This is a genomic window from Pseudobutyrivibrio ruminis HUN009, from assembly GCF_000703005.1.
Classification (GTDB): Bacteria; Bacillota; Clostridia; order Lachnospirales; family Lachnospiraceae; genus Pseudobutyrivibrio; species Pseudobutyrivibrio ruminis_A.
Genome location: NZ_JNLH01000001.1, coordinates 835,615 through 860,872, shown reverse-complemented (window position 1 = coordinate 860,872; position 25,258 = coordinate 835,615). Strand labels below are relative to the sequence as shown.

Here is a 25,258-nt window from a genome sequence, read left to right as displayed (position 1 = left end):
CCTTTATTCTCCTTCTAGTGCTTTAATCCAAAAAGGCCTCCGAGACCTTTCTTACCAGGTTTCTTCTCTCCTTCGGACTCTTCTTCCTGCCACTTGAAGTACTCTGCATCTAAGTCCTCTGAGGAGATTCCATTTTCCTCTGCATCTGCTGGTGCATCTAAATCATCGTCGATTTCGAGACCTGCCTTTGCGAAGTATTCTTTATCTATTCTAATTTCAGGAGCTGCATATTTAGGAGCGCTATCATACTCCTCGTCAGTTCCTTCCTCTTTTTCACGGCGAATTCGCATATTTTCTTCATCGATAAGACGAAGGTATTTTTGTGTATCAATTAAATCGTTGAGGTGACTCTTAAGCTCTAACTGATTAGACTTAACAAGTCTTGTTTCCTCTTTGATTTTTTTATTTGCTTCTTCGTATATCTTTGCAATAGATTCTTGGGATTCTTTGATAATTGACTGGATGGAATCCATAGCATTATCTGTATACATTAATGATGCGGCATAGATGTCCTCTGCTTTACGAGTTGCTTCGAAGACAATATCATCCCCTTGCTTTTGCATCTCACGATTTGCTTTGTCACGGCTCTTAACAGTAAGCTCGTGCTCTTCCATCATATCGTACATGCACTCATTAAGCTCCTTGAGAAGATCCATCATTGCATTTTTATCTACAATGACATTTCTTGCGCTGCCTTCGTAAGGCTGAGCCTTTGAAAACAATACATGCATATCTCTAAGTACTTTTTCTGTTCTATCCTGTGCACCCATAATTAATCCACCTTGATATAAAAATACCGAGTTAACTACATCGGTATCATTTGGTAGCCGCCCTAGGAGAACTCCCTCCAGGCGACCCCTCGTCAGATGAACGGTCCTACTTAGTGCTGCTGCATTCCTGCCCTGACACGATTCGCAGGTGCCCATTACGAGGGACCCAAAGATCAACATCCTCTCAGGACGACCGCCAAATGATACCTTATGTCATTACTCGGAGACCTTATTGTATGAAAAAAGGCCCTATTTGTCAATAAAACTACGCGTTACATTAACTGATTTTTCTGTTCTCTTAACTCTTCAAAAAACTTTGTCATCATTTCTGTACATCTTTCACCTAAGATTCCTGTCTCAAGCTCACACTGATGATTAAATTTATCTATTTGTAAAATGTTGATTACTGAGCCAGCACATCCTGCCTTAGGATTCATCGCTCCAACTACAACCTTTGGAATACGAGCCTGAACTATTGCTCCTGCACACATCTGGCATGGTTCCAATGTTACATATAATGTGCAATCCTCTAATCTCCAATCACCTGTTTTTCTGCAGGCTTCCTGAATGGCTGCTATTTCCGCATGTGCCAAAACGCTCTTATCTGTATTTCTGCGATTGTACCCTCTGGCAATGATTTTGTCATCCTGAACAATTACGCATCCAATAGGAACCTCATTGATGTCGTAGGCCTTCTTTGCTTCTTTGATGGCTTGTTCCATATATTTTTCATATACTTTGAGAGTCTTTTTCTCCTCTTTTTCTGCCTGTTTTGCGATGCGCTTCTCTTGACGCTCTTCTTTCGACATCATGGATTTTCCCCTCCTAGTTTGCTATACTTTTTATAATATCTACAGAATAAATTTTAACAGAAAAGACTTTGCAAGCAATCATTTTCTTAAGAAAAATTGCCTGTTTTAGCTTTTAAATAGGAATTATTACTATGCTTATTTTGGGAATGCAAAAAACTACATTATTGGACTATCCAGGAAAGGTTGCTACCACACTTTTTACCGGTGGCTGTAACTTCAGATGTCCATACTGTCATAATAGGGATTTGGTTATGCCTCCTGCAGATGTTTTTGCCTACTCAATGGAGGAAATCTTTGAACATCTCAATAAGAAAAAAAAGATTTTAGATGGAGTCTGCATCACTGGTGGAGAGCCTACTCTGCACAAGGATTTGCCTGAATTTATTAAGCAGATTAAGGATTTGGGTTTATTGGTAAAGCTTGATTCTAACGGAACAAATCCTTCGATGCTTAAGTCTTTAATTGATAATAGCCTTATTGATTACGTTGCTATGGATATTAAACATTCAAAGGAAAAATACAACACTATTGCTTGTATGAAAACCTTTGATATAGAGCCTATTCAAGAATCTATCAATATTTTGATGGAAGGAAAGATAGATTACGAATTCAGAACAACTATTATGAAAGAATGCCATGATAGCCAGGATATGGAAGCTATCGGCAGGTGGCTAAAAGGTGCTAAAGCATACTATTTGCAAAGCTATAAGGAGTCTGAGCAGGTTATCAATCCTATCTTTTCACCTCACTCACTGGAGACTTTAGAATCATTTGTTGATATTTTGAAGCCTTATATTCCTAACACTAGTTTAAGAGGAGTAGATTAATCTATTATTCAGGGGAGGATTATATGCAATTCGAAATTAACACTGAACGTCTTACATTAAAGGTTTTAGGAAAAGAATCAGCACCTCTTGTACTTGATTTTTATTCTAGAAATAGAGACATTTTTGAAAAATACGAACCTATCATTGGAGATGATTTCTACACTTTGAATCATCAAAGAAAAATCCTAGAATTTGAGCATAACAACATTCTTAAGCTGATTATGGTTCGCTACTGGGTTTTTGAGAAGGATAATCCCAACAAAATTATTGGAACCGTTAGCTATCGAAATATTGTAAAGCCTATCTATCAAAGCTGTACCATCGGCTATAAAATGGACAGAGATTACATGAACAGAGGTTATTGTAGCGAAGCTATTGCAAACACTATTCCCGTAATTGCACGTGACTTAGGTATTCATCGTTTCGAAGCTCTAATCTTGCCTAATAATGACCCTTCTATACACATGGTCAAGAAATTAGGCTTCCAATTTGAAGGCGTCCTCCGAGATAAAATCATTATCAACGGGCAACGCCTTGACCACTGCATGTATGCATATCTTGCAAACAATTAATTATTTTAAAATCTTGCTACCATGAGGCTCCAGCACAAAATCATAGTGCTGACCTCGATAGTCAAAGACTATTTGCTTTTCTTCGGCTGTGTTATTTAATGCCACAATCACGTATTCATCATTCCACACCCTTGCAAATACCAAAGTTTCATTCTTTACCTGAACTTCCTCATAAACTCCCTGTTTTAAAGGATTAGAGCTTTTTCTAATCTCCGCCAAGGTCTTTATATGATCAATCAAATCTGGATTGCTCATTTTACTTGGATCTATTTCAGGACGAAGGGCATAGTCTCCATCTCCAGATTTTTTATCACCTTCAATTGCCCACTCGCTACCATAATAGATTGATGGGATACCGGGCATTGTGAATAAAAGAGTGTAAACAGGATAGATATTGGCCTTATCAGTCAACAGATTATATATCCTGTTAACATCATGATTGTCTACAAAGTTGTATAAATATTTGCCAACATAGAGGCCACCCTGGCCCCACTGACGCTTCATAGCATAGTTTATTTCGAAATAATTATGATCGTTGTGGCTTGAATATATTCCCTTCCAACATTCATAATTTGTCACTGCATCTAGCATGTTTTCGTTAACATAAATATTATAGTCTCCATGGATTATCTCGCCCATGAGCCAGAAATTCGATGCCCTCTCTTCAGTGAAGTTCTTAAGCCTATTAAAAAAGCTTCTCTCTATGCAGTCTGCTGCATCAAGTCGCAAGCCATCTATCTTGAAATCATCTATCCACATGCCTACGGCATTTAAAATGTGGTTATCCACATCGTTGCACCAATGATTCAACTTTACCAACTCTTCTGCACCTGACCAGCATTCATAGGACAAACCGTCTCCATGCCAGTTATTTCCAGACAGATTTAAACCAGCAATCCAGTCTTTGTAGGTTGAATTTTCTCTCTTTTCTAATACATCCTTGAATGCAATATGTCCCCTACCAACATGATTGAAGACACCATCGAGAACCACCTTAATATCATTGTCGTGACAAGCTTTAACAACTCTTTTAAAATCATCATTTGTTCCCAATCGGCTGTCGATTTTATAGTAATCCCAGGTATCATACCCGTGGGTCCCTGATTCCATAATAGGCCCTAGATACAAAGCATTAACGCCGATTTCTTTTAAATGAGGTATCCAATCAATTAGCTGTAAAATGCGATGTCCTGCAGTTTCTTCTCCCTTATTCTCTCTGGGACAGCCAAAAGCCCCCAATGGATAAATATGATAAAAAACCGAATCTTTAACCCATCCAATATCTCTCATGCAAACCTCCTTTAAAAACAAAAGGGCAGGATTATCCTGCCCTCATTTTATATTAATATACCTGATTTTTCTTTACTTTTCTCAATTTTTTCATTTAATATTTTAAATGGATGATAAAGTGTAACACCTATAAATACCGCAATTAATCCATAGATGATAAGCGTTAACATGCAGTTTCTATATGTATGTTTATAGAATCCTGCGATGCACTCTCTAAGTGCATTCATTGAATAGTTAAATGGCATAAACTTGTAAAGCACCTGGAAAACCTTTGGAAGTACTTCGATTGGGAATGTTCCGCCGGCACCGGCAACCTGTATAACCATTAATACTACTGATAACGCTTCACCTACATTTCCAAATGAATATGCAAATGAATATAACAACAATGAATAAATCAATGATGTCCATGCGCATGCCAGCCAGAAATAGAATGGATGCTCACATTGTATTCCAACAAACAAAAACGCACCAAGAACTGTAATGATTGTTTGTATCTGTCCAATCACAAATGTTGTAAAAAATCTGCCTAGGAAACATTGCCAGTTTTTAATATTGTTCATTCCTGTTGTGTCCTTTACAGTTGTCTTTAGGATGGTAGACATAATAAGTGCACCAACCCAAATAGAAAGGACAATGTAAAATGGCGCTGTCATTGAACCATTATTTTCCACTGGGTAAATATACTCATCAGAAATATCTACCGGACTGCTAATAAAATCAGACAGCAAATCTGGGTCTGACTGAAGTAATTCCATTACCTTTTGGTATGCTTCGTTTTGGCCAATTGCTTTTATCTCAGCTATCAGTGCTGCTAGCTGGCTTTCCATTTCCACAGCTTCATCTCTTGATTTTACAAGAGAATCCTTAGACTGCTCCATAATCACAGCATAATTATCTAAGTTATCAGCTACCAAATCGATACTTGTTGCATTGTAATTAATAAGCTTTTCTACTTCTTCAACTGCCTTTGATCCTGCATCGATAGCTTCCTGGCCCACAGATGACAATGAACTGTACTGACCTCTAATATTTTTGGTACAAGCAAGTATTCCCGCCACATTATTTACTAATGTGTTTTTAGCTGCATTGAAATCTTCTTCGCCCTTTGTAGTGGCTGATTGTATATTTGCCACATCTTCATCTAGTCCTGCAATTAAATCATTTAATACATTAGCATATTCTGTAATTGCTTCTTTAGCTAAGGCTCCCTCTTCCGTATCAGGAGCATCAACAGTTAACAGCAACTGATATAAACCATCTTCCTCAGTTCCCCACATTTCCTGAATCTTTTCTACAGATTGCTGCATCTGCTCATAGTCAACATTTACATCCAGGCTTAATCCTGCTACTTTTTCATTTAAGGTATTTACATCTGAATCTACTGAGCTTAATTTTTCATTCAGATTCTCTACTTTTCGATCTACTTTTTTCTTCCCTTGTTCAACATCATCTTTGACACCGGCTGCTTTGCCTTGTGATTCCTCAGCCATTGTGCCTGCCAGTTCTGTGATGGTATCGGCGCTATCTGTGATTGCTTCTCCAGCCTCTGATATACTTTCAGTTGAATCCATAAGTGCAATATATGAATCCAAAATAGTAATCATTCCATTTAAGTCTGAATCAAGTTGCTCAAGCTTATTAATACCTGCACCGGTAATGTTTCCCTCTTCATCCAATGTTGCAAAATATTCGCCACCCTTTAAGAGTGATTCTGCCACAGTACTTACAAAAGCATGGTCAACCTCTCGCTCAATAGTGGTCTTTACCTTTGCTGTGATTTTTGGTGCAATGGCATTTTTCTTTTCGTTTTCATAATAAGTAATTATTGGATTTTCAATATCTCCACTTAAGAAACTTATCATGTTGGAACTGAACTCTTCGTCAATGACAAGAGCCGCATAGTAATCACCTGAATAAACTCCATTAACGGCATCTTGAGCGGTATCTGTGAATACCCAGCCAATAGTTGTATTTTCTTTTAGATTACTTATGATAATGTCTCCAACATTTAATTCCACACTACCAATCATGATTCCTTCATCAGAAGAAGCAACCGCTACTTGTAGATTTGTGGTAGCGCTTTCCCCATAAGGATCCCAATTGGACAATATATTAAACCAAGCATAAAGGCATGGTATTACTGTAAGTCCTATGATAACAACCATAGCGACTACGTTTGTGGATAATCTTTTTATGTCTGAAACGATAATCTTAATAACGTTTTTCATCTTTTCAGCTTGTCTCCCATTGATTGAATATCAGTTTTAATCTCTTTTCTTAAATCCTTAATATCCTTTACCATTTCGTTTTTAGCATTGTTGATTTCATCAATGCTTTGAATAACTTCCTCACCTATAAGAACCTGAGCTTCAGCTTCTTTTTCCATAATTCCAAGTTCTTTTAACTGTTCTTGGAGTTCAAAATCCATGTATTCTACATAAAGCAGATAGAAGGCTATTCCAAATAACGAAACAATCCAAAGTACTAAGAATACTAGCTTTGATCTATCTGAGATAAAGCTTATTACTAAGAAAACAAGGGGTAATAAAATATTTACTTTTAATCCAACTTTAATCTTTTTCTGATTCCGTTGATGAACCTGCTGCTGCAAATCCATGAACTTCTCATAAACGATTTCTTTTTCTTTTCCCAAAACTGCCTCCTACATCATTTCGGTATCTTCCATTCGCTCCTCCATATAGTGATTGAGCTTTTCAAATGGAATTCGTACCAAAAGACCTATTACAAGGGATACTCCCATAAATATAACCAATGTGCCTAAATATTTTAGATAGTCACACTCATATGTTCCACACAAGCATTCTCTAATTGAATTGATTGCATATGGGAATGGGAAGAATATATAAACCTTTCTAAAGAACTCTGGTAAAAGTTCAATAGGATATGTTCCCGAGCTTCCTGCAATCTGAATAACTACAAGTACTACTGCAAGTGCTTTTCCTGCATCACCCCAAGTTGTAACAAGTGAATAGATAAGGATGGTAAATGTGGTGGCAATTACAGATCCGGCTAATAAGAATAGCCATGGATGTAAGCACTGCACATGCAATAGGAATATGTCTCCTAATACAATAATCACCGACTGAATCTGTCCAAGCACCCAGTATAAGACATATCTTCCGAAATATAGTTGTCTTTCAGACGCCTCTGGATATCTATTCTTATCTGGCTTAATCTTAATAATAGCTGTTAGAATTAAGGCGCCTACCCAGAATGCCAATGTTGAATAGAATGGAGCTACTGCCGAACCATAATTCTCGATAGGGTATACAGCTTCTGTTTTCATTTCCACTGGTGTTGAGAAGAACTTTCCATATACTTCCGGGTCACCAGATAATGCATTTACCAAAACCTGAATCTTATCTGCCGATCCAGCTTCTTCAATCTCAGCTATTGCATCGATTAGTCTTCCGTTTACATAAACAATAGCTTCACTTGTTTTTTGTAAGCTTGTATCTGCACAATCTACTGTGTTTCCAATTGCATCAAACATTACAACCAAGTTTCCAAATGTTTCACCAACTGTATTGAGTATTGCACTTGAATCATAGAGCATTCCCTCAAGAGACGATAAACCTTCATCAACCTTTTCTCTAAGTGGGCCTGATATTGTTTTGTTTAGCTCTTCACCTTTTGTTCTTGCGTTAGTAGCTGCTGACTTAAGATTCTCTGTACCAGCTGATACTAATTCTTCTTCATTAACATTATTTAATGCATCTATTGCTTCTTTGATAGCTTTGTCAGCTGCTGCTACCTGATTTTGGTATTCTGTTGAAGATGGATCAATCGAATTTATAGCAGTCTGGACTGACTGTATCTTTGCTACCATATCTTTCAAATTCGCTGGTATCATCTGCTCAGGAATACCATTTGTCAATTCGTTATAGGCGTCTAGTATTCCATTAACAGCATTATTGAATTCTTCTTTTGCTGTATTTACTTCTGTATCGTTCAGTTTACCTGGAAGATATATAGCTACGTCAGCCATCTCTAAAGTGTCAAGCATAGCCCCTTTAAGGCTTCTTGCTACTTCTGTTGCATCATTGCTTAGCTTTGCTGTATCAAGTTTTTCATTCATAGAAGCCGCTTTAACTTCTATCTGTGTCAGTGCTCTTTCTACAGTTTGTGAATAAGAATTAATTGTTGTATCAGTCTTGTCTGTGATATTACCAGCTGTTTCAAGAGACTTAGCACTCTGCTCTGCCTGATTCTTGACGTTTGTTGCATCCTGCTCTGCCGCCTCTAAGGAAGCCTTCAACTGCGCATCATTTTCTATGATTGTTGTCATAGCATTTTGATATGTGGTTAAATCTGCGCTAAGGCTTTCAAGCTTGTTTACGATTTCGTCTACTCCGCCCTTTTCCTGCAAATCTTCTGACACATCTGAAGCACTAGAAAATACCTTGCTTACAACAACTTCTGTAAATGCCACATTAATGTTGTTCTGCAAGGACTGGGCTACTGTATCTGAAATTTTTGTCGCTACGGGATTCTTCTTTTGATTCTCATAGAAATGTAGAACCGGTCTTTTGACGTCGTCTGTAAGAACGTTGTACATGTTGTATGTGAAATCTTCATCTACAACAATTGCTGCATAATACTCCCCGCTATAAACTCCATTTACAGCATCCTCCTCTGAATCGACAAACTGCCAATCCACAGAGGTATTTTCATGGAGATTTTCAATTATGGTATCACCTTGATTGTGATACTCACCTTCTTCATCTGTGTATCCTTTGTCCAAAGATATAGCTGCGAACTTTAGCGCTCCTGTGTTGCCATATGGGTCCCAGTTAGAATAGATATTGAACCATGCATACAGCGCCGGCAAGAAACATATTCCTACCACAATAACAAGAGCGAAAAAATTCTTCACTAGACTGATAACATCATCAAAAAAAATCTTTTTAATGGTTTTCATTTTTATTCATCCTTTAGTTCTACTAAGTCTGTCGCATCGCAGATTTTAATTGCATTTCTGCTTTGCTGCTTAACCTCGTATAACATTTTATCTGCGCCCTGAAGATAACCAAACATGCTTGCATCTCTTTCGGGTATTCCATAACAGATACCTTGAGAAATGGTAACAATGTTGTCTGTAAGAGAAAATTTATGCTCCCACTTTTGCTGGTATATTCGATCTCTTAATTCATTTGCTTTGGCCTCCACCATTTCTTTGGAAAGACCTTCATAGATAACTACGAACTCATCTCCACCATATCTTGCTGTGAAAATGCCATCCTCTTTTGCCATTTCTATTAAGGTATTGGCAATGAACTTGATACAATTATCACCTTCCTGGTGTCCATAGTTATCGTTGTACTGCTTAAAGAAATCTATATCAAGGATTTCAACTGCTATACTAGATCTATTAATAAGGGCCTTTTCAAAGGCTTCCTCACTATACTCATTAAGCTTCAGTCTATTATACATTCCTGTTAATGGGTCTGTCTCTGAACGTTTCTGTAAGAATGTATTCTTCTCTTCGACTTTCTTATTGATTTGTGTAAGCTCCATATACGAATTACGCATAACGATCATGTTGCTGACCATTAAGCGATTTTCTCGTTCCATGAATTCTGATAACTCGAAATACAAAACTGAAGCGATTTTATATTCTTCTATTTGGCCTACCCTTCTGTAGTAACGAATCTTTAATGTAAGAAGCTTTCTTTCTAAGTTTTTGATAGATGTATGTTTTGTCAAATCATCAAGAACTGTATATGCTTTGAAGAAATCATCATATTTTTCGATTTTAAGAAGCATGTGTAGATAATCATAAAAATCATCAAACACATCCAAAATAGGCATGCTTGTGCTGGCATGCTTATTTACCATCTCAATCCAATAGTCCCTTGCTTCTTCCTCACCTATTGCCTGATGAACTCGTGCAAAATAGCAATAGATGACTATTCTGTCCATCTCCATCAAATATGGAAGACAATCTGTCCTAAGCTTCTTCTCGATTTCAAGACATCTATCCTCTCTATCAAGATTCAAATAAGCTCGGCCCATGCCAAGTAGGATGGCTGTATAACTTTCAGTAAAACCATCCAAGCTCTTGTGATCTAGAAGATATCTATATGCAATTTCAGTGTGAGAAATGGATTTCTGATATTCTTCGATATTTAAATACAGAGAACCAAGATTCATGTGAATCATCCACTCAATATCTGGAAGTGAATAATCCTCACAAATGCTGATTGCTTTAATGAAATAATCTAGGGCGAATGGAGCATTACCGCGATTTAGAGAAACAATACCTAGCATATTATTTGCCATGGCAACGTATCCCCATTCCTTTACGTGCTCCATAGGTCCCATGCAAGAAAGCATCTGAGAATAGAAGTTAGATGCGTCGTTTAGAAGATAGTATGTTTCGCCCTTTGAAAAATAAGCATAACCAATAAGGGCATCGTCCTTCATGCCCTTACCGTAAGCTAAAAGCTTATCGCAAGCTGATAAAACTGTTCCTGAGTCCTTGCCTCTATTTTTTTGTATTTCACCTATGAGAATTTGTACTTCTCTGCTGTAGCTACGGACATCCATTAATTAAGCTCTCCCTACTAGTCGTTAATCTCCTAAGCCTGCTTTAATACATTTGTTAATTTGGCAAAATCTTCAAGCGATAGCGCCTCTCCTCGTACAGTTGGTACGAAACCACACTGTTCTATAGCATCAGCAATTTGCTCCTTTGAAAAATGAAGCCCATTGCTAAGACCGTTCAATAAAGTTTTTCTACGCTGATTAAACGAAGCTCTAATAATCTGGAATAAAAGCTTCTCGTCACAATCAACTGGCGGATTGTTGTGACATCTCAGCGATATTACTGTGCTTGATACCTTTGGCTGTGGCATAAAGCAACTTGGTGGAACCTCACATATTATCTCTGGATTTGAATAATACTGAACTGCCAAAGACAAAGCTCCGTATTCCTTGGAACCAGGTCCTGTTTTCATTCTGTCGGCCACTTCTTTTTGTATCATGATTGTAATTGACTCAAGTGGTACATGACTTTCAAATAACCCCATGATAATTGGAGTTGTAATATAGTATGGCAAATTAGCCACTACTTTTATCGGCTTCCCACCGTTTTTCTCAAGGGCCAATTTGTTAATATCAACCTTTAAAATATCTTGATTGATAACTGTCCAATTCTTGTATGTAGATAGTGTATCATCCAAAATTGGGATGAGTGTTTTATCGATTTCCACTGCCACAACTTCCCTTGCTTCCTCGCAAAGACGCTGTGTCATTGTTCCTATACCAGGGCCGATTTCTAGAACAAAATCGTCCTTTGTAATGCCTGCTGCATCAATGATATTATCAAGGACATTGCCATCAATAAGAAAGTTCTGTCCATATTTCTTTTGAAATGAGAATCCATGAGCTTCCAAAACAGCTCGCGTATATGTTGGATTACTTAAATATGCCATGTTTATTTCCTTTTACTTTTAGTATACACCCTAAGGGCGTTTTCATAGGTAGTATCTTCTACTTCTTTTACAGTAAGTCCCTTTATCTCTGCAACCTTTTCTGCCACATGGCTAAGATAGATTGAACTGTTACGCTCACCTCTATGTGGAACTGGTGCCATGTAAGGACAATCTGTCTCAAGAACTATGTTTTCGATTGGAATAGCCTCCACTGTCTCTACAAGCTTTCTTCCGTTTTTGAAAGTGACTACTCCTCCAACACCAATATACCATCCCATTTTCACATATTCCATGGCTATTTCCTTGGAATATGAATAACAATGAACAATACCTTTTAGTCCTTGTGTATTATACCTAATAATTGTGTTTAAAGTGTCTTCTGCCGCATCTCTAGAGTGAATAATTACTGGTAAATTTAACTCTAAAGCCAAATCCATTTGTCTATCGAACCAAAGACGCTGTTTTGCTCTTTGCTCTGGCTCCTTCACCCAGTAATAATCAAGGCCGATTTCACCTATTGCAACAACCTTTGGATTTGATGAATTTTCCCTGATCCAATTGATGACATCTTCGTTTATTTCATCTATTTCCTCTGGATGTATTCCTATAGCTGCGTATACATTATCATACTCCTCAGCCAGTTTTATACTGTCCTTACAACCTCTAAAGGTTGCACCTACATTTACAATATTACCGATATTGTTTTCCCTCAATAAATGAGAAAGAAGTTCGACTCTATCCTCGTCGAACTTCTCATCATCATAATGAGCATGTGTCTCAAAAATCATATTAACAAATCTCCGCACCTGATGGCATTGACTTCTCTGGTGTCATAAGTGAAAGGTTGCCTTCAGCATCCTCTGCGCAAAGAAGCATTCCTTCTGAAAGAACACCTGCAAGCTTAGCTGGCTTAAGGTTTACAAGAACCATAACCTTCTTTCCAACCATCTCCTCTGGAGAGTAGTGCTTGCTGATACCAGAAACAATCTGCTTTGTCTGTGAACCAATCTTAACCTGTGAGCAAAGAAGCTTTTTAGAGCCCTTAACTGCTTCACAAGAAACAATCTTACCAACCTGGAACTGAAGCTTCATAAAATCATCAAATGTGATTTCAGGCTTTGCTTCGATATCGATTCCTTCCTCATCATCAGCATCTGCTTCCTCTGGCTGTGCAGGATGAAGCTCTGCAACCTTTGCCATAACCTCATCAAGGTCAAGACGAGCAAAGAGAATCTCTGGAGCATCTGTAACCTTATTTCCGTTTACATAGTGACCGAAAGTAGAAAGCTCATCGTAAGGGATTTCCTTTGCACCAAGCTGAGCTAATACCTTTTCTGATGTCTCAGGCATAAAAGCCTTGAGAAGTGTAGCACCAATTGAGATGCCCTCAACCAAGTTGTAAAGAACAGTAGCAAGTCTATCCTGCTTTGTCTCGTCCTTTGCAAGTGCCCAAGGCATTGTCTCGTCGATATATTTGTTACATCTCTTGAAGAGATTGAATACTTCTGTAATAGCATCTGCAACACGAAGTTCAGCCATCTTTGACTCAACTGCTGCAACTGTACCTGTAACTACAGCCTTAAGATCTGCATCAACTTCCTCTGTAACACCCTTATCCTCAACAACTCCACCGAAGTACTTGTTGCTCATTGAGATTGTACGGTTTACAAGGTTTCCAAGTGTGTTTGCAAGATCTGAGTTAACACGCTCAACCATAAGTGGCCATGAAATAGCACCATCATTCTCGAATGGCATTTCGTGAAGAACGAAATATCTAACTGCATCTACACCGAAGAAATCAACTAATTCATCTGCATAGATAACATTTCCCTTTGACTTTGACATCTTGTCATCGCCACCATCAGCTGACTTTGTAAGAAGCCATGGATGTCCAAATACCTGCTTTGGAAGTGGAAGATCAAGTGCCATAAGGAAAATAGGCCAATAAATTGTATGGAAACGGATGATATCCTTTCCGATGAGGTGAAGGTCAGCTGGCCATAAAGCCTTGAACTGATCAGATGACTCACCATCACAATCATAACCAATACCTGTGATATAGTTTGTAAGAGCATCAAGCCATACATAAACAACGTGCTTTGGATCAAAATCTACTGGAATACCCCATGTAAATGATGTGCGGCTAACACAAAGATCCTGTAATCCTGGAAGAAGGAAGTTATTCATCATCTCGTTTTTACGAGAAACTGGCTGAATAAACTCAGGATGTGTGTTGATATAATCAATAAGCTTGTCAGCGTATTTGCTCATCTTGAAGAAGTAAGCCTCTTCCTTTGCTGGCTGAACCTCGCGACCGCAGTCAGGGCACTTGCCATCAACAAGCTGTGACTCTGTCCAGAAAGACTCACATGGTGTACAGTAAAGTCCTTCGTATGAGCTCTTGTAAATATCGCCCTTATCGTATAGCTTCTTGAAAATCTTCTTAACCTGCTTCTCATGATCCTCATCGGTTGTACGGATGAACTTGTCATAAGATGTGTTCATTAAATCCCAAATATTTCTAACCTGACCTGAAACATTGTCAACAAACTCCTTTGGAGTGATGCCTGCTTCAGCGGCCTTTAACTCGATTTTCTGACCGTGCTCATCTGTTCCTGTCTGGAAGAAAACATTGTATCCTTCCTGTCGACGGAAACGAGCGATTGAATCTGCAAGCACGATTTCGTATGTGTTTCCAATATGTGGCTTACCTGATGTGTAAGCAATTGCTGTGGTGATGTAATAATTGCCTTTGTTACCCATTCTTAACTCCTACTCTTCAAAAATATCCTCTATTTTTTCTCCACATGCACTACAGTACATGGAGCCATTTTTGACTAATGCGCCACACTTAGGGCAGGCTACACCGCCTTTAAGTGCCATGATATCATCTGATATCTCTTTGATTCGAAGAGTCACAGCGGTGATTCGTTTGATATCTTCGCTGTCCTCATCTTTATGCTCTTGATAATACTTTTTTCCAAGCTTTTCATAAAGCTTGATAAGTTCGCCTTCTTTGACCTTTTTGTCATACTGCAATTTGGTCATATCTGTAGCGTTTTGAGCTTTTTTGCTAAGGTCTTGGGTGGTACTTCTAATGCTATCTGAAAGATTGTCTAAAAGACCCATAAAATTACCTCCTTATTCAACCCTTTAAACTTTATGATTTTACCATAACACTGTACTTTTTACCACATTTAATCTATGCTACACCGCCATCTCTTACGATGATATAAGCAAGATATGCCACATAAAGTAGCAACATGATGATTCCATTAACTCTATTAAGATTCTTTTTCTTTAAACACATGAGCCATACAACAGCTGAAAAAGCCACAAGAATCAATGTATCAATAGCGTTTACTGTAAGGTAAGTCATAGGTGAAATTGCACCTGCCACGCCAAGAATCAAAAGTATATTAAATATATTAGAACCAACTACATTTCCAATTGCCATATCAAGCTCATTTTTCTTAGCAGCAACAATTGATGTTACAAGCTCAGGAAGTGATGTTCCAAGTGCTACGATTGTTAGACCAACAAGAGTTTCTGACATACCAAACTTAAGAGCAAGTGTTGTACATGAATCAACTACCCAATCACCGCCAAACTTGATAGCAACAGCGCCGCCAATGATATAGATGATACAAAGCCAGGTTGGAATATCTACAATTTCATTTTCTACATCCTCTTCAGCAAGCTCTGCTTCATGTGCTCTGTGATTTTTTGCGGTCATTAGCATTGAACCAAGGAAGATAGCAAAAGCTACAAGAAGAATTGCTCCATCTAAATGTCCTACTGAGCTACCAATCAGTCCCATAATCATGAGAGCAACTGCACATGCTACTGAAAAAGGAAAATCCTTTTTAATAGTGTCATCAGCTACTTCAAGTGCTGAAAACAATGCACAGCTACCTAAAACCACCATCAAATTAAAGATATTTGAGCCAATTACATTTCCAATTGCAAGCTGATTACTGTCTGCTAAAGAAGCTGTAACAGATACTGAAAGCTCTGGAAGTGATGTTCCCATTGCCACGATTGTCATACCAATTACAAGTGCTGGCACATGAAGCTTTTTTGCTACAGCAGATGCGCCTTCAACAAAGAAATCTGCTCCCTTAATCAAAAATACAAATCCAACTACCAAGAGAATCAAAGCTCCTGGTATTGTGCTAAAAAATGTCATTTTATTCTCCTCCTTTAAAACCCAAATGATATTCCATATAAATGCTCAAGCAAGATTTTCACGCCCAGGAAAATCAGGATAAATCCGCCTAATAACTGGGCCTTTGCCTTGAACTTATTACCAAAAATATTTCCCACATAAACACCACCTGCTGAAATAGCAAATGTTGTTAAACCAATAATTAAGATTGCACGAAGTATGTTAAATCCTTCGTAGAATGAAAAAGTAACTCCACATGCTAATGCATCGATACTTGTTGCAATTGCAAGAAGTGTAAGCTCCTTGTAATCAAGTGGTGGGTCCATTATCTCAACCTTATCCTCATCCTTCCATTCACGGATGGCGTCAATAATCATTTTGCCACCTACATATAACAGAAGTACGAAGGCAATCCAATGATCATAAGCTGAAATCATATCAGCAAAAGCACTTCCCAAGATGAAGCCAATCAACGGCATCAACGCCTGAAAACCGCCAAAGAATAGGGCTATCATAAGCATTTGCTTTTTGTTTACCTGCTTCATTGCCAGTCCCTTGCAGATAGCAACAGCAAATGCGTCCATAGATAGACCTACTCCAAATAAAAATATGTCTACTACACTCATATTAAACTCCTTTTTTGTGAGGGCTAATATAACAAAAAAGACCCACGTGTAACCAAATCTATGGCTACACGTGAGTCTCACTATTTAATGTTTGCCAGGGTAAATCCCGAGTCTGTTGACAAACAACGCATTCTTTTTTAGCGCTAGCTACTCCCTCACGAGATGTATACAATATACTAAACAATCTCGCATAATGTCAACACTAGGATTTTATAGCACCGTCTACGAGGCCGCCCATAATCTGCTTTTGTGCAAATAAAAACAGGATTATCATTGGGATAATTGCAAGGAATGCTGCTGTCAAAATCAAATCCCACTGTTTTACATATGAGCCGATGAATGCTTGTACTGCAACCGGAAGTGTTTTCACCTTTCCGTTATGACCAAGCATAAGTGATGGTAGCAAATAATCGTTCCAAATCCACATTCCATTAAGGATTGTAACCGTCACAATTGGTGGTTTTAGAAGAGGGAAGATAACTCTAAAATAAATACCTTCTGGAGAACAGCCGTCAATTGATGCAGCTTCCTCAAGCTCGTATGGTATGGTCTTTATAAATCCATTTAAGATAAACACTGTCATTGCACCACCAAATCCTAGGTAAGCAAAAATGATACCAGGGAATGATTGAAGCATTGTGATTCCAAGGAATTTACCCACATCTCTAAAGGTTGATATAAGTGGAAGCATAACTACCTGAAATGGGATTATCATTGATGCGATAAATACCATGTATATAAATGCTGACCATTTCGTTTTATTTCTGCATATTACCCATGCTGCCATTCCACCAAATAATGCAAGTAATACCAGCGAAAATACGGTTACTATTGCAGATGTGGCGAAGGCAGACCAAAAACTAAAGTTAGTATTATTTATAACTGATGTCAGGTTATTCATCAGCTTTTCAATTGACATTCCAGCCACACTTACTGGATTACTAACTATATCATTTGCATTTCTAAATACATTTATAACAATCAGAAAAAATGGAAATAGCACTAACATCGCAATGATAATAACTAAAACCCTGATAATAAAATCTAGTACTGTAAATTTCTTTACCATTACATCTCCACCTCCCTCTTGTTAGATACACGAACCTGAATGATAGATACGATTGAAAGGATGATGAAGAACAACACTGCCTTTGCCTGGCCTAGTGCGTAATTATTCTTTGTGATTGCTGTATTATAAATATTCAAAGCCAACATCTGCGTGCCGTTTGTAAGGTACTGTCCCATAAAGTTTACTGAACCAGTTCCATTTGTTAATGCCATATTTACATCGAACTGCTTGAAGGCAGACTGTAATGTAAGGAACGTGCATATTGTAATTGTTGATGCAATCATAGGAAGCTTGATTTTAAAGAAGGTCTGCACAGCAGTTGCTCCGTCGATTGAAGCTGCCTCTATTACATCTGTTGGAACAGTTGTTAATCCAGTAATATAAATCATCATGATATATCCTGCATACTGCCAGATATATACTAAAACAATTGCAAAAAATGCTGTGTTATATTTTGAAAGCATTGAGCTATTGTAGTCAAATAGTTTTAATGTCCAGTTCAATACAACATTGTTAAAAACGAACTGCCAAAGATAACCAAGTACGATACCACCAATTAGATTTGGTATAAAATAAGCTGCTCTAAAGAATCCTACAGCTCTTATTTTGCTTGTGCATAAAACTGCCAAGGCTAGACCTATAACATTTACCGCAATCATATTTATGATTACAAATAAAACCGTTATTATCAGCGACCATAGGAAACTTATTTCAGTAAACATTGCTTTGTAATTACTAAGTCCAACAAAGCCTGTCATTCTAATTCCATTCCAATCAGTTGTCGAATAGAACAAGCCAAGTCCAAAAGGAATTATTACTGTTACGACGAAACAAAACAGTAATGGAAACAGAAATATAATATTTATAATTGCTTTATGATGTTTTTCCGTAGGGTAGAAGTATAAACCACCCAAAAAAGCTATCGCTCCAATTATTAGTAAGGCACCTCGAAATGCAAAATCACTTCCTGTAATGTCCAATGCTAAAGCTGAAATGATTCCAAAGCAGCCTGCCGCTAATAATACTAATGACAAGGATTTTTTACTATCTATATTCATGCCACTATCCCCCTGCAAAATTCAATATGAGATGGAAAGCCTTGAAACTTCCCATCTCATAGATTTTAATTACTGTGCATATGCGTTTTCCGTTACCTGCTTGAATGTTGAAATAAATTCATCCTTGCTAAGAGTTCCTGATGCAAAGTCAGCAAATACCTGGCCTGTGTAGTTCTGTGAGTATCCATCTGTCATTTCAAGCCAATGCCATGCTGATGTCTTACCTGCTGCAGTATATTCAGAGATTGTCTCTGCAAATGGGTCATTTGCTACATATGTGCAAGACTTATATGGGCTGATAAATCCAGCTTCCATAACTAGAACTTCCTGTGCCTCGTCTCCTGCCATCCACTGTAAGAATGCTTCTGCTTCTGTTACATTTCCACCGTTATATACTGCCCACCATGATGGAGAGTTTGTGAGGATTGTGTCGATTCCTTCTTCAAAGGCATATGGAATCATTCCACATTCAAAGTTGCCTGCTTCTTTATATGCATCAGCGTCATCACCTGTCATTGTTGCGCCAATCCAAGAGCCCTGTGTAACAAAGGCATATTTGCCTGATGCAAAGTTAAGAATCTGCTGATCATATGTGCCTGATACTAAAAGTGACTGGTCTGCGTATTCATTGAAGAGCTCAACCATATCTGCAAAATCAGCAAATCTTGCATCATCAAGCTTTCCGCCATCACTTAACATATCAATGTATGTTCTATCATCTCTATCTAGACCCGCATCAAGGTAATTTCCAAAAAGATGATTTCCTGTTGACCAATATAGGTTAACTGGCTCTGCATAGTAACCAATTACTGCTGTAAGTCCAAGCTCATCCTTCTTTGAATCAATAGTTTCAAATGCCTTTCTCATTGATTCTGGACCAGTGATTGATGCTGGATCAACGCCTGCTGCACTTAAAATGTCAGCATTGTAAGCAAGTCCAACTGCTTCTGTTGTGTATGGGAATCCGACCACCCCATCATCACTTGTGTATGCTGCATCTGTATCACTTACCCATGCCTGGTCGCTCATATCCTGCAGCAATCCATCCCAGTTATCGAAGTCTGCTGCCCCACCGCAAACAAAGATATCTGGCATATTATCTGACTGGTAGTAAGCCTTGAGCTCACCCTGGATATCGATACCACCACCCATTGATTCGATTTCCACATGTACGCCTGTCTCTTTTTCATACATCTCAGCAAGCTTCTTCAATTGTGAATCTACTTCGATTTTTCCGTTTACTAATCGAATAGATTTACCTGAATCTCCGCTGCTTGCGCTTCCACTGCCAGTGTCGCCGCATGCAACGATGCTTGCTCCCATAAGTCCTACCAATAGTAATGATAATAACTTCTTTTTCATACCAATACCTCTCCTTCTTTATTATTTTTAGAGCTTTTGCTCATTGGTACCTGATTAAATCTCCCAAACTCCTGCAAACCATGCTGGGACTCTCATCTCTTTTTCCAAATTCAAATTATCGTAATTACGAATTAAGCATGCCTTTTCTTCCACCTCAAAATCCAGCTTGTATTGCACCTCATTGGCACTTACATTACATACAACAAGAATTTTTCTTTCCCCCAATTGTCTTGTGTATGCAAATATATTTTCATCTTCCTTGTCCAAAAGATTGTATGTGCCATATACGATGATATCTGACCACTGGCTATTTCTTCTTAGCTGGATAAGCTTTTGATAGTAATAAAATACTGAGTTCTTATCTTCCAGTTCAGCTTTTGCATTGATTGTCTTGTGATTTGGATTAACTCCTATCCAAGGCTTTCCTGTTGTAAATCCTGCCTCCTTAGTATCGTCCCACTGCATTGGAGTTCTTGCATTATCACGGCCTTTTGCTCGAATGCCGTCCATTAAATCCTCCTCTGACATTCGGCCTCCGCCAACCAATTCCTTGTGAGCATTTAGTATTTCAATGTCTCTGCATTCATCAATTGATTTGAAAGGATAATTTGTCATTCCAAGTTCTTCGCCTTGATATATATAAGGCGTACCCTTCATCATGTGAAGAACTGTGGCGATACATTTTGCTGATAATGGCGAGTCGTCTCCAAGTCTTGATACGATTCTTGGTTGATCGTGATTATCCCAATACAAGGAATTCCAAGCCTGGCCCTCAAGTTCATTCTGCCATTTACTCAAGTTTTCTTTTAAATCTGGTAAATAGAATCTTTTGGTTGTCCATTTTCCTCGTTCGTCGTAATCCAGTCCTGTGTGTTCAAATTGGAAAACCATATTCAGCTCAGAATTATCTAAATTTGCATATTTCTTTGCTTCCTCTATAGTTACGCCTGCGCACTCCCCAACTGTGATCAAGTCGTATTTTGAAAGCACTCGCTTTCTCATTTCCTGTAAATACTCATGAACTCTTGGGCCGTTTGTTGTATTAGATAAGTCCCCATATAAAGCCCCCTCGCCTTTGTTTCCATCTGGTAATCCTGGTACTTTGGAAATCATTGATATTACATCCATTCTGAATCCATCAATGCCCTTTTCACACCACCAAGTCATCATGTTGAATACTTCATCTCTGACTTTTTCATTGTCCCAGTTTAAATCCGGCTGCTTTTTTGAAAAGCAATGTAGATAATACATGCCTGTCTTTTCATCATATTCCCATGCCGACCCTGAAAAACATGATCCCCAGTTGTTTGGTTCTTTGCCATCTTTCGGCTCACGCCAGATATAATAATCTCTCTTGGGATTATCCTTTGATGATCTACTTTCGATGAACCACTTATGCTCATCGGATGTGTGATTAACTACCAAATCCATTACGATTTTGATTCCATGCTCATGTGCCTCTTTAAGCAAAGCATCGAAATCGTCCATTGTTCCAAAATCATCCATTATATCCTGATAATCAGATATATCATAACCATTGTCGTCGTTAGGCGATTTATATATTGGACTAAGCCAAATAACGTTGATTCCAAGCTTTTGTAAGTAATCTAATTTACTTCGTATACCATTTAAATCACCAATGCCATCACCATTAGAATCACAAAAAGATCTTGGATAAATCTGGTATATGACACTTTCTTTCCACCATGCCTTTTCCATTCTGTCCTCCTTTAGTTATACGAATAACCTTGTAACTAAAAATTAACCCAAGACTAATCTTGGGTCAAAGGTTATGCACATAACTATTACTATGTGACATATTTAGTTTTTTATTTTTATTACTTTTTTACAACTGTCTACATGACTCTCTAACAATCAACTCAACAGGGAGTTTTATGTTATGCTCCACTGGCTTATTCTTAATCATTTTCATCATGCTATCTACTGCAGATTCTGCTTTTTGCTGCACATTTTGCCTTATTGTGGTGAGCTCCGGCGTAGATAATTTTGAAAACAATATATCATCATAACCTGCTATTGAAATATCCTCAGGTACTGTTTTTCCATGCTCATTTAAATACTTTATTACTCTTAAAGCGTAAAAATCTGAAATACAAAATACAGCAGATTTTTCTATCAATGCAGGATAAATTCTATCTAATCCTTCCTGCAAATCCTCAGTTTTCATATCGATAATAAAGTGTGAGCTTTCATCGATTTCTATACCGTTATCAATAAAGCTTTGCCTAAAACCTCGCCATCTGTGTCTGGTATCTTCCTCATCATTATCATCAAGCATGGCCACATTTGTATGACCTATTGATGCCAAATAGTTACCAATTTTGTATCCACCATCATAATCATCTATGAATACCTGCACCAGCTTATCGTACTCGTAAACAAAGGCTGCATCTATGGTAACAATTGGTTTTACAAACTCCTGGCTGATTGCAATCATGGCTTCCTTGGTGTAGTTGCTAAGGATAAGCCCATCTAAATTCCATCGCAACGCATCCTTTACAACACGTTCAGGAGACTGGTCCAGGATAATCAAAATATATTTATCTCTTTTTCTAAATTCCTTTTCAAGATATGAGAAGAGAATACTGAAATATGGGTCACCCATAATATCCTTTTTATCGCTAGAATCCATAACCGCTACGCCAATAAGGCCTGAGCATCTGCTTACCAGATTGATTGCAGATTGATTTGTGATATAGCCGCTTTCCGCTATTTCAGCTTCGATTCTTTCTCTTACTTCCTTTGAGACCTTTTCATACTTTCCATGCAGCACATACGATACAGTGGCTGTACTTACGCCACATGTTTTTGCAATGTCTTTGATTCTTACCATAGCATTCTCCTCCTTGTTTTTAGTTATACGCATAACCTATTTACCTGTCAATATTTTTATGTTAGCGTTTACTTAGATTAATCTAAGGAGTGGCTTTTACATGGAAAAAAAATGGTGGCACAACAAGGTAGCTTATCAAATCTACCCAAAGAGTTTTTACGATACCAATGGGGATGGTATTGGAGATATAAACGGAGTTATTGAAAAACTAGATTATTTGCGGGATCTTGGAATAGATATTATTTGGCTTTCACCAATTTATTGTTCGCCTCTTGCTGATCAGGGATATGATATTTCTGATTACTACGATATCGACCCTCGCTTTGGCACCCTTTCTGATTTGGACCGTCTAATTGAAGAAGGGAAGAAGAGGGGTATAGGCATTGTAATGGACTTGGTGGTAAACCATTGTTCCGATGAACATGAATGGTTTAAAAAGGCCTGCGAAGACCCTGACGGAGAGTACGGCAAATTCTTTTACATTGAAGACCACAAGGATGGTGATCCTTTGCCTTGCAATTGGCGTAGCTATTTTGGAGGCAGTGTATGGGAAAAGTTACCGGGACATGATGACAAAATCTATCTTCATGTGTTCCACAAGAAGCAGCCAGATTTGAACTGGGAAAATCCTAAGCTTCGTAAAGAAGTTTACAAAATGATTAACTGGTGGCTAGATAAGGGTATTGCCGGATTTAGAATCGACGCCATTATCAACATTAAAAAGAAGCTTCCATTTTCTGATTATCCTGTGGATGGCGATGATGGACTTTCCTCAATCGACAATATGCTAAAAGAGGCAACTGGGGTAGGAGAGTTCCTTAATGAATTAGCTGATGAGACATTCAGAAAGCATGATGCTTTTACTGTAGGTGAAGTCTTTAATGAAAAGGATGATGAATTGCCTTTATTCATCGGCTCCCATGGATACTTTTCTACCATGTTTGATTTTTCTGCTGAATCAACAAAAGAAGATATTTCTCCTGAGAACTATAAAAACGCGATTTTTAAGGCTCATGAAAGAGTTGATGGCATAGGTTTTCTTTCTAACATCATCGAAAACCATGACGAACCTAGAGGCGTTTCAAGGTTCATACCAAAAGAAGATTTAGATGACACCAGCAAAAAGATGCTGGCAGGTATATACTTTCTTCTTCCTGGACTTCCTTTTATTTACCAGGGGCAGGAGATAGGTATGGAAAACCTGGATAAAGTAAACGATATTAACGATTTGGATGACTGTGCAAATGCAAATATTTTTGAAACATCATTACATGAAGGCAAAACACATGCTGAGGCCCTTGCACATCTTATAAATGTGACAAGAGATAATGCTCGTACCCCTTTCCAGTGGGATGATTCTGAGAATGCAGGATTCACCGATGGTAGCTCATGGCTTATGGTTAATCCTAAATATAAGCATATAAATCTTGCTTCACAGATTAATGATTCAGATTCAGTTTTTAACTTTTATAAGTCACTCATTTCTCTTAGAAAGAATCCTGAGTATGTGTCCACATTTGTTTATGGCAAATTTGCTCCATACAAGCAGTCGCAGAAAAACCTTCTTGCCTACAGTAGGGTAGGAGAGAAGAGTGTAATGGTTATTGCTAATTATCAGAAGGATGCCCAGACACTTAGTCTTCCTTCAAAAATAAAAAAGGTTTTGCTTTCCAATACAAGCAAAACCTTAGACAATTCTTCATTTAACAGCACAGAAATTGTGCTCTCTCCTTATGAATTGTTAGTTGTTGAAATGGTTTAGACACGGGCATCATCTAGACCATTTCTATTGAATTTTTTATAAATGAAATTCACAATGAAAAAGCTTGTGATTCCACCACAGATTCCAATTAGGGAACCAGCTAGCACATCTGTAGGCCAGTGTACAAACACATACAAACGGCTTATGGCGATTAAAGCTGCTAGTACAAGTGCTGGGATTCCAAGCTTTTTATTTCTCGTAAAAATAGCTGTGGCTACAGCAAAGCTAGCATTTGAATGACCTGATGGGAACGAGAAATCCTTTGGAATATTTACAAGCATCTGCACATCAGGCTCAAGCCAACAAGGACGACATCTCATGATAGTTGGTTTTAAAATCAAGTTGCAGATTATAAATGTCATTGCAAGAGATATTGCCGCCTGCACACCCATCTTTCTATTAAATGGCAAAATCAAGAGTAGGAGAGTAGCAACTATCCAAAACCATCCGCCATTTCCCAAAAAAGTAATCTTTGGAACTATCCAGTCTAAAAATCCATTGTGTATACTCTGAAACCAGTGAAGTAAATCCAATTCCCATTGAAAGTAAAAGACATTACCCATTATTTATATTCTCCTTTATACAAAAAAGTGCCAAGGTATCTTGGCACTTTTATTATATCATTTTT

22 protein-coding genes and 1 other RNA gene are annotated in these 25,258 nt (G+C 38.0%); 3 read left to right on the top strand and 20 right to left on the bottom strand.

Annotated elements, in window-relative coordinates:
* Positions 1-14 precede the first annotated feature (14 nt).
* The 3 genes from BO15_RS0103820 to tadA form a co-directional block, all read right to left on the bottom strand.
* Positions 15-770 carry a hypothetical protein gene (locus BO15_RS0103820; protein WP_033152577.1) on the bottom strand — a complete coding sequence of 252 codons (756 nt, stop codon included), beginning with the start codon at positions 768-770 and terminating at the stop codon, positions 15-17.
* 26 nt (positions 771-796) lie between these two features.
* An RNA gene (gene ffs / locus BO15_RS13475) (signal recognition particle sRNA large type) lies at positions 797-994 on the bottom strand.
* Between the two features lie 48 nt (positions 995-1,042).
* Complete coding sequence (tadA, locus tag BO15_RS0103815; protein ID WP_033154669.1) at positions 1,043-1,492, bottom strand: tRNA adenosine(34) deaminase TadA; 450 nt, start codon at positions 1,490-1,492, stop codon at positions 1,043-1,045.
* Between the two features lie 221 nt (positions 1,493-1,713).
* Here tadA and BO15_RS0103810 point away from each other — a divergent pair, with 221 nt between their 5' ends.
* Both BO15_RS0103810 and BO15_RS0103805 read left to right on the top strand, forming a co-directional pair.
* A complete protein-coding gene (locus tag BO15_RS0103810) occupies positions 1,714-2,409 on the top strand; it encodes an anaerobic ribonucleoside-triphosphate reductase activating protein (protein WP_033152575.1) in 696 nt (231 codons plus the stop codon).
* A gap of 23 nt (positions 2,410-2,432) precedes the next feature.
* Entirely contained in the window at positions 2,433-2,981 is a 549-nt protein-coding gene (locus BO15_RS0103805; RefSeq protein WP_033152574.1) for a GNAT family N-acetyltransferase, read from the top strand.
* Here the strand turns inward: BO15_RS0103805 and BO15_RS0103800 are convergent, their stop codons facing one another.
* From BO15_RS0103800 to BO15_RS0103725, 16 genes are all read right to left on the bottom strand, one after another.
* Positions 2,982-4,271, bottom strand: a complete 1,290-nt coding sequence (locus tag BO15_RS0103800) for an alpha-amylase family glycosyl hydrolase (RefSeq protein WP_052169755.1) — start codon at positions 4,269-4,271, stop codon at positions 2,982-2,984.
* A gap of 47 nt (positions 4,272-4,318) precedes the next feature.
* Entirely contained in the window at positions 4,319-6,502 is a 2,184-nt protein-coding gene (locus BO15_RS0103795) for a YhgE/Pip domain-containing protein (protein WP_033152572.1), read from the bottom strand.
* Positions 6,499-6,927, bottom strand: coding sequence for a hypothetical protein (locus tag BO15_RS0103790; protein WP_033152570.1), 429 nt, complete (start codon positions 6,925-6,927; stop codon positions 6,499-6,501). The genes BO15_RS0103795 and BO15_RS0103790 overlap by 4 nt, the downstream gene beginning before the upstream one ends.
* Before the next feature lie 9 nt (positions 6,928-6,936).
* A complete protein-coding gene (locus BO15_RS0103785) occupies positions 6,937-9,216 on the bottom strand; it encodes a YhgE/Pip domain-containing protein (RefSeq protein WP_033152568.1) in 2,280 nt (759 codons plus the stop codon).
* A 2-nt stretch (positions 9,217-9,218) separates the two neighbouring features.
* Complete coding sequence (locus tag BO15_RS13040; protein WP_052169754.1) at positions 9,219-10,844, bottom strand: GGDEF domain-containing protein; 1,626 nt, start codon at positions 10,842-10,844, stop codon at positions 9,219-9,221.
* A gap of 32 nt (positions 10,845-10,876) precedes the next feature.
* Entirely contained in the window at positions 10,877-11,731 is an 855-nt protein-coding gene (gene rsmA, locus BO15_RS0103775) for a 16S rRNA (adenine(1518)-N(6)/adenine(1519)-N(6))-dimethyltransferase RsmA (RefSeq protein WP_033152566.1), read from the bottom strand.
* A 2-nt stretch (positions 11,732-11,733) separates the two neighbouring features.
* Complete coding sequence (locus BO15_RS0103770; protein ID WP_033152565.1) at positions 11,734-12,519, bottom strand: TatD family hydrolase; 786 nt, start codon at positions 12,517-12,519, stop codon at positions 11,734-11,736.
* A gap of 1 nt (position 12,520) precedes the next feature.
* Positions 12,521-14,494, bottom strand: a complete 1,974-nt coding sequence (metG, locus tag BO15_RS0103765) for a methionine--tRNA ligase (protein ID WP_033152563.1) — start codon at positions 14,492-14,494, stop codon at positions 12,521-12,523.
* A gap of 9 nt (positions 14,495-14,503) precedes the next feature.
* Positions 14,504-14,860 carry a zinc ribbon domain-containing protein gene (locus tag BO15_RS0103760; RefSeq protein ID WP_033152561.1) on the bottom strand — a complete coding sequence of 119 codons (357 nt, stop codon included), beginning with the start codon at positions 14,858-14,860 and terminating at the stop codon, positions 14,504-14,506.
* Between the two features lie 73 nt (positions 14,861-14,933).
* Positions 14,934-15,920, bottom strand: coding sequence for a calcium/sodium antiporter (locus BO15_RS0103755; RefSeq protein WP_033152559.1), 987 nt, complete (start codon positions 15,918-15,920; stop codon positions 14,934-14,936).
* Between the two features lie 14 nt (positions 15,921-15,934).
* Positions 15,935-16,525, bottom strand: a complete 591-nt coding sequence (locus BO15_RS0103750; protein ID WP_033152558.1) for a manganese efflux pump MntP family protein — start codon at positions 16,523-16,525, stop codon at positions 15,935-15,937.
* A gap of 202 nt (positions 16,526-16,727) precedes the next feature.
* Positions 16,728-17,594, bottom strand: a complete 867-nt coding sequence (locus BO15_RS0103745; RefSeq protein ID WP_033152556.1) for a carbohydrate ABC transporter permease — start codon at positions 17,592-17,594, stop codon at positions 16,728-16,730.
* A complete protein-coding gene (locus BO15_RS0103740) occupies positions 17,594-18,652 on the bottom strand; it encodes a carbohydrate ABC transporter permease (protein WP_033152554.1) in 1,059 nt (352 codons plus the stop codon). The genes BO15_RS0103745 and BO15_RS0103740 overlap by 1 nt, the downstream gene beginning before the upstream one ends.
* Positions 18,653-18,721: 69 nt before the next feature.
* The gene (locus BO15_RS0103735) at positions 18,722-20,014 is read right to left on the bottom strand and encodes an ABC transporter substrate-binding protein (protein WP_033152553.1); all 1,293 of its coding nucleotides are present in this window, start codon (positions 20,012-20,014) and stop codon (positions 18,722-18,724) included.
* 54 nt (positions 20,015-20,068) lie between these two features.
* On the bottom strand, positions 20,069-21,733 hold the full coding sequence (locus BO15_RS0103730; protein ID WP_033152551.1) for a glycoside hydrolase family 13 protein: 1,665 nt from the start codon (positions 21,731-21,733) through the stop codon (positions 20,069-20,071).
* Between the two features lie 127 nt (positions 21,734-21,860).
* Positions 21,861-22,868, bottom strand: coding sequence for a LacI family DNA-binding transcriptional regulator (locus BO15_RS0103725; protein ID WP_033152549.1), 1,008 nt, complete (start codon positions 22,866-22,868; stop codon positions 21,861-21,863).
* 100 nt (positions 22,869-22,968) lie between these two features.
* Between BO15_RS0103725 and BO15_RS0103720 the strand changes: the two genes are divergently transcribed.
* A complete protein-coding gene (locus BO15_RS0103720) occupies positions 22,969-24,630 on the top strand; it encodes an alpha-glucosidase (RefSeq protein WP_033152547.1) in 1,662 nt (553 codons plus the stop codon).
* Here the strand turns inward: BO15_RS0103720 and BO15_RS0103715 are convergent.
* Positions 24,627-25,193 (bottom strand): phosphatase PAP2 family protein, encoded by a 567-nt coding sequence (locus BO15_RS0103715; protein ID WP_033152545.1) that lies wholly within the window; start codon positions 25,191-25,193, stop codon positions 24,627-24,629. The two genes, BO15_RS0103720 and BO15_RS0103715, sit on opposite strands and share 4 nt — an antisense overlap.
* Positions 25,194-25,258: the final 65 nt, after the last annotated feature.

What these genes read in the sequence shown, in the direction of transcription:
- BO15_RS0103820 (WP_033152577.1), bottom strand. Translation starts at nt 770, where the DNA reads ATGGGTGCACAGGATAGAACAGAAAAAGTACTTAGAGATATGCATGTA.
- tadA (WP_033154669.1), bottom strand. Translation starts at nt 1,492, where the DNA reads ATGGAACAAGCCATCAAAGAAGCAAAGAAGGCCTACGACATCAATGAG.
- BO15_RS0103810 (WP_033152575.1), top strand. Translation starts at nt 1,714, where the DNA reads ATGCTTATTTTGGGAATGCAAAAAACTACATTATTGGACTATCCAGGA.
- BO15_RS0103805 (WP_033152574.1), top strand. Translation starts at nt 2,433, where the DNA reads ATGCAATTCGAAATTAACACTGAACGTCTTACATTAAAGGTTTTAGGA.
- BO15_RS0103800 (WP_052169755.1), bottom strand. Translation starts at nt 4,271, where the DNA reads ATGAGAGATATTGGATGGGTTAAAGATTCGGTTTTTTATCATATTTAT.
- BO15_RS0103795 (WP_033152572.1), bottom strand. Translation starts at nt 6,502, where the DNA reads ATGAAAAACGTTATTAAGATTATCGTTTCAGACATAAAAAGATTATCC.
- BO15_RS0103785 (WP_033152568.1), bottom strand. Translation starts at nt 9,216, where the DNA reads ATGAAAACCATTAAAAAGATTTTTTTTGATGATGTTATCAGTCTAGTG.
- BO15_RS13040 (WP_052169754.1), bottom strand. Translation starts at nt 10,844, where the DNA reads ATGGATGTCCGTAGCTACAGCAGAGAAGTACAAATTCTCATAGGTGAA.
- rsmA (WP_033152566.1), bottom strand. Translation starts at nt 11,731, where the DNA reads ATGGCATATTTAAGTAATCCAACATATACGCGAGCTGTTTTGGAAGCT.
- BO15_RS0103770 (WP_033152565.1), bottom strand. Translation starts at nt 12,519, where the DNA reads ATGATTTTTGAGACACATGCTCATTATGATGATGAGAAGTTCGACGAG.
- metG (WP_033152563.1), bottom strand. Translation starts at nt 14,494, where the DNA reads ATGGGTAACAAAGGCAATTATTACATCACCACAGCAATTGCTTACACA.
- BO15_RS0103760 (WP_033152561.1), bottom strand. Translation starts at nt 14,860, where the DNA reads ATGGGTCTTTTAGACAATCTTTCAGATAGCATTAGAAGTACCACCCAA.
- BO15_RS0103755 (WP_033152559.1), bottom strand. Translation starts at nt 15,920, where the DNA reads ATGACATTTTTTAGCACAATACCAGGAGCTTTGATTCTCTTGGTAGTT.
- BO15_RS0103750 (WP_033152558.1), bottom strand. Translation starts at nt 16,525, where the DNA reads ATGAGTGTAGTAGACATATTTTTATTTGGAGTAGGTCTATCTATGGAC.
- BO15_RS0103745 (WP_033152556.1), bottom strand. Translation starts at nt 17,594, where the DNA reads ATGGTAAAGAAATTTACAGTACTAGATTTTATTATCAGGGTTTTAGTT.
- BO15_RS0103740 (WP_033152554.1), bottom strand. Translation starts at nt 18,652, where the DNA reads ATGAATATAGATAGTAAAAAATCCTTGTCATTAGTATTATTAGCGGCA.
- BO15_RS0103735 (WP_033152553.1), bottom strand. Translation starts at nt 20,014, where the DNA reads ATGAAAAAGAAGTTATTATCATTACTATTGGTAGGACTTATGGGAGCA.
- BO15_RS0103730 (WP_033152551.1), bottom strand. Translation starts at nt 21,733, where the DNA reads ATGGAAAAGGCATGGTGGAAAGAAAGTGTCATATACCAGATTTATCCA.
- BO15_RS0103725 (WP_033152549.1), bottom strand. Translation starts at nt 22,868, where the DNA reads ATGGTAAGAATCAAAGACATTGCAAAAACATGTGGCGTAAGTACAGCC.
- BO15_RS0103720 (WP_033152547.1), top strand. Translation starts at nt 22,969, where the DNA reads ATGGAAAAAAAATGGTGGCACAACAAGGTAGCTTATCAAATCTACCCA.
- BO15_RS0103715 (WP_033152545.1), bottom strand. Translation starts at nt 25,193, where the DNA reads ATGGGTAATGTCTTTTACTTTCAATGGGAATTGGATTTACTTCACTGG.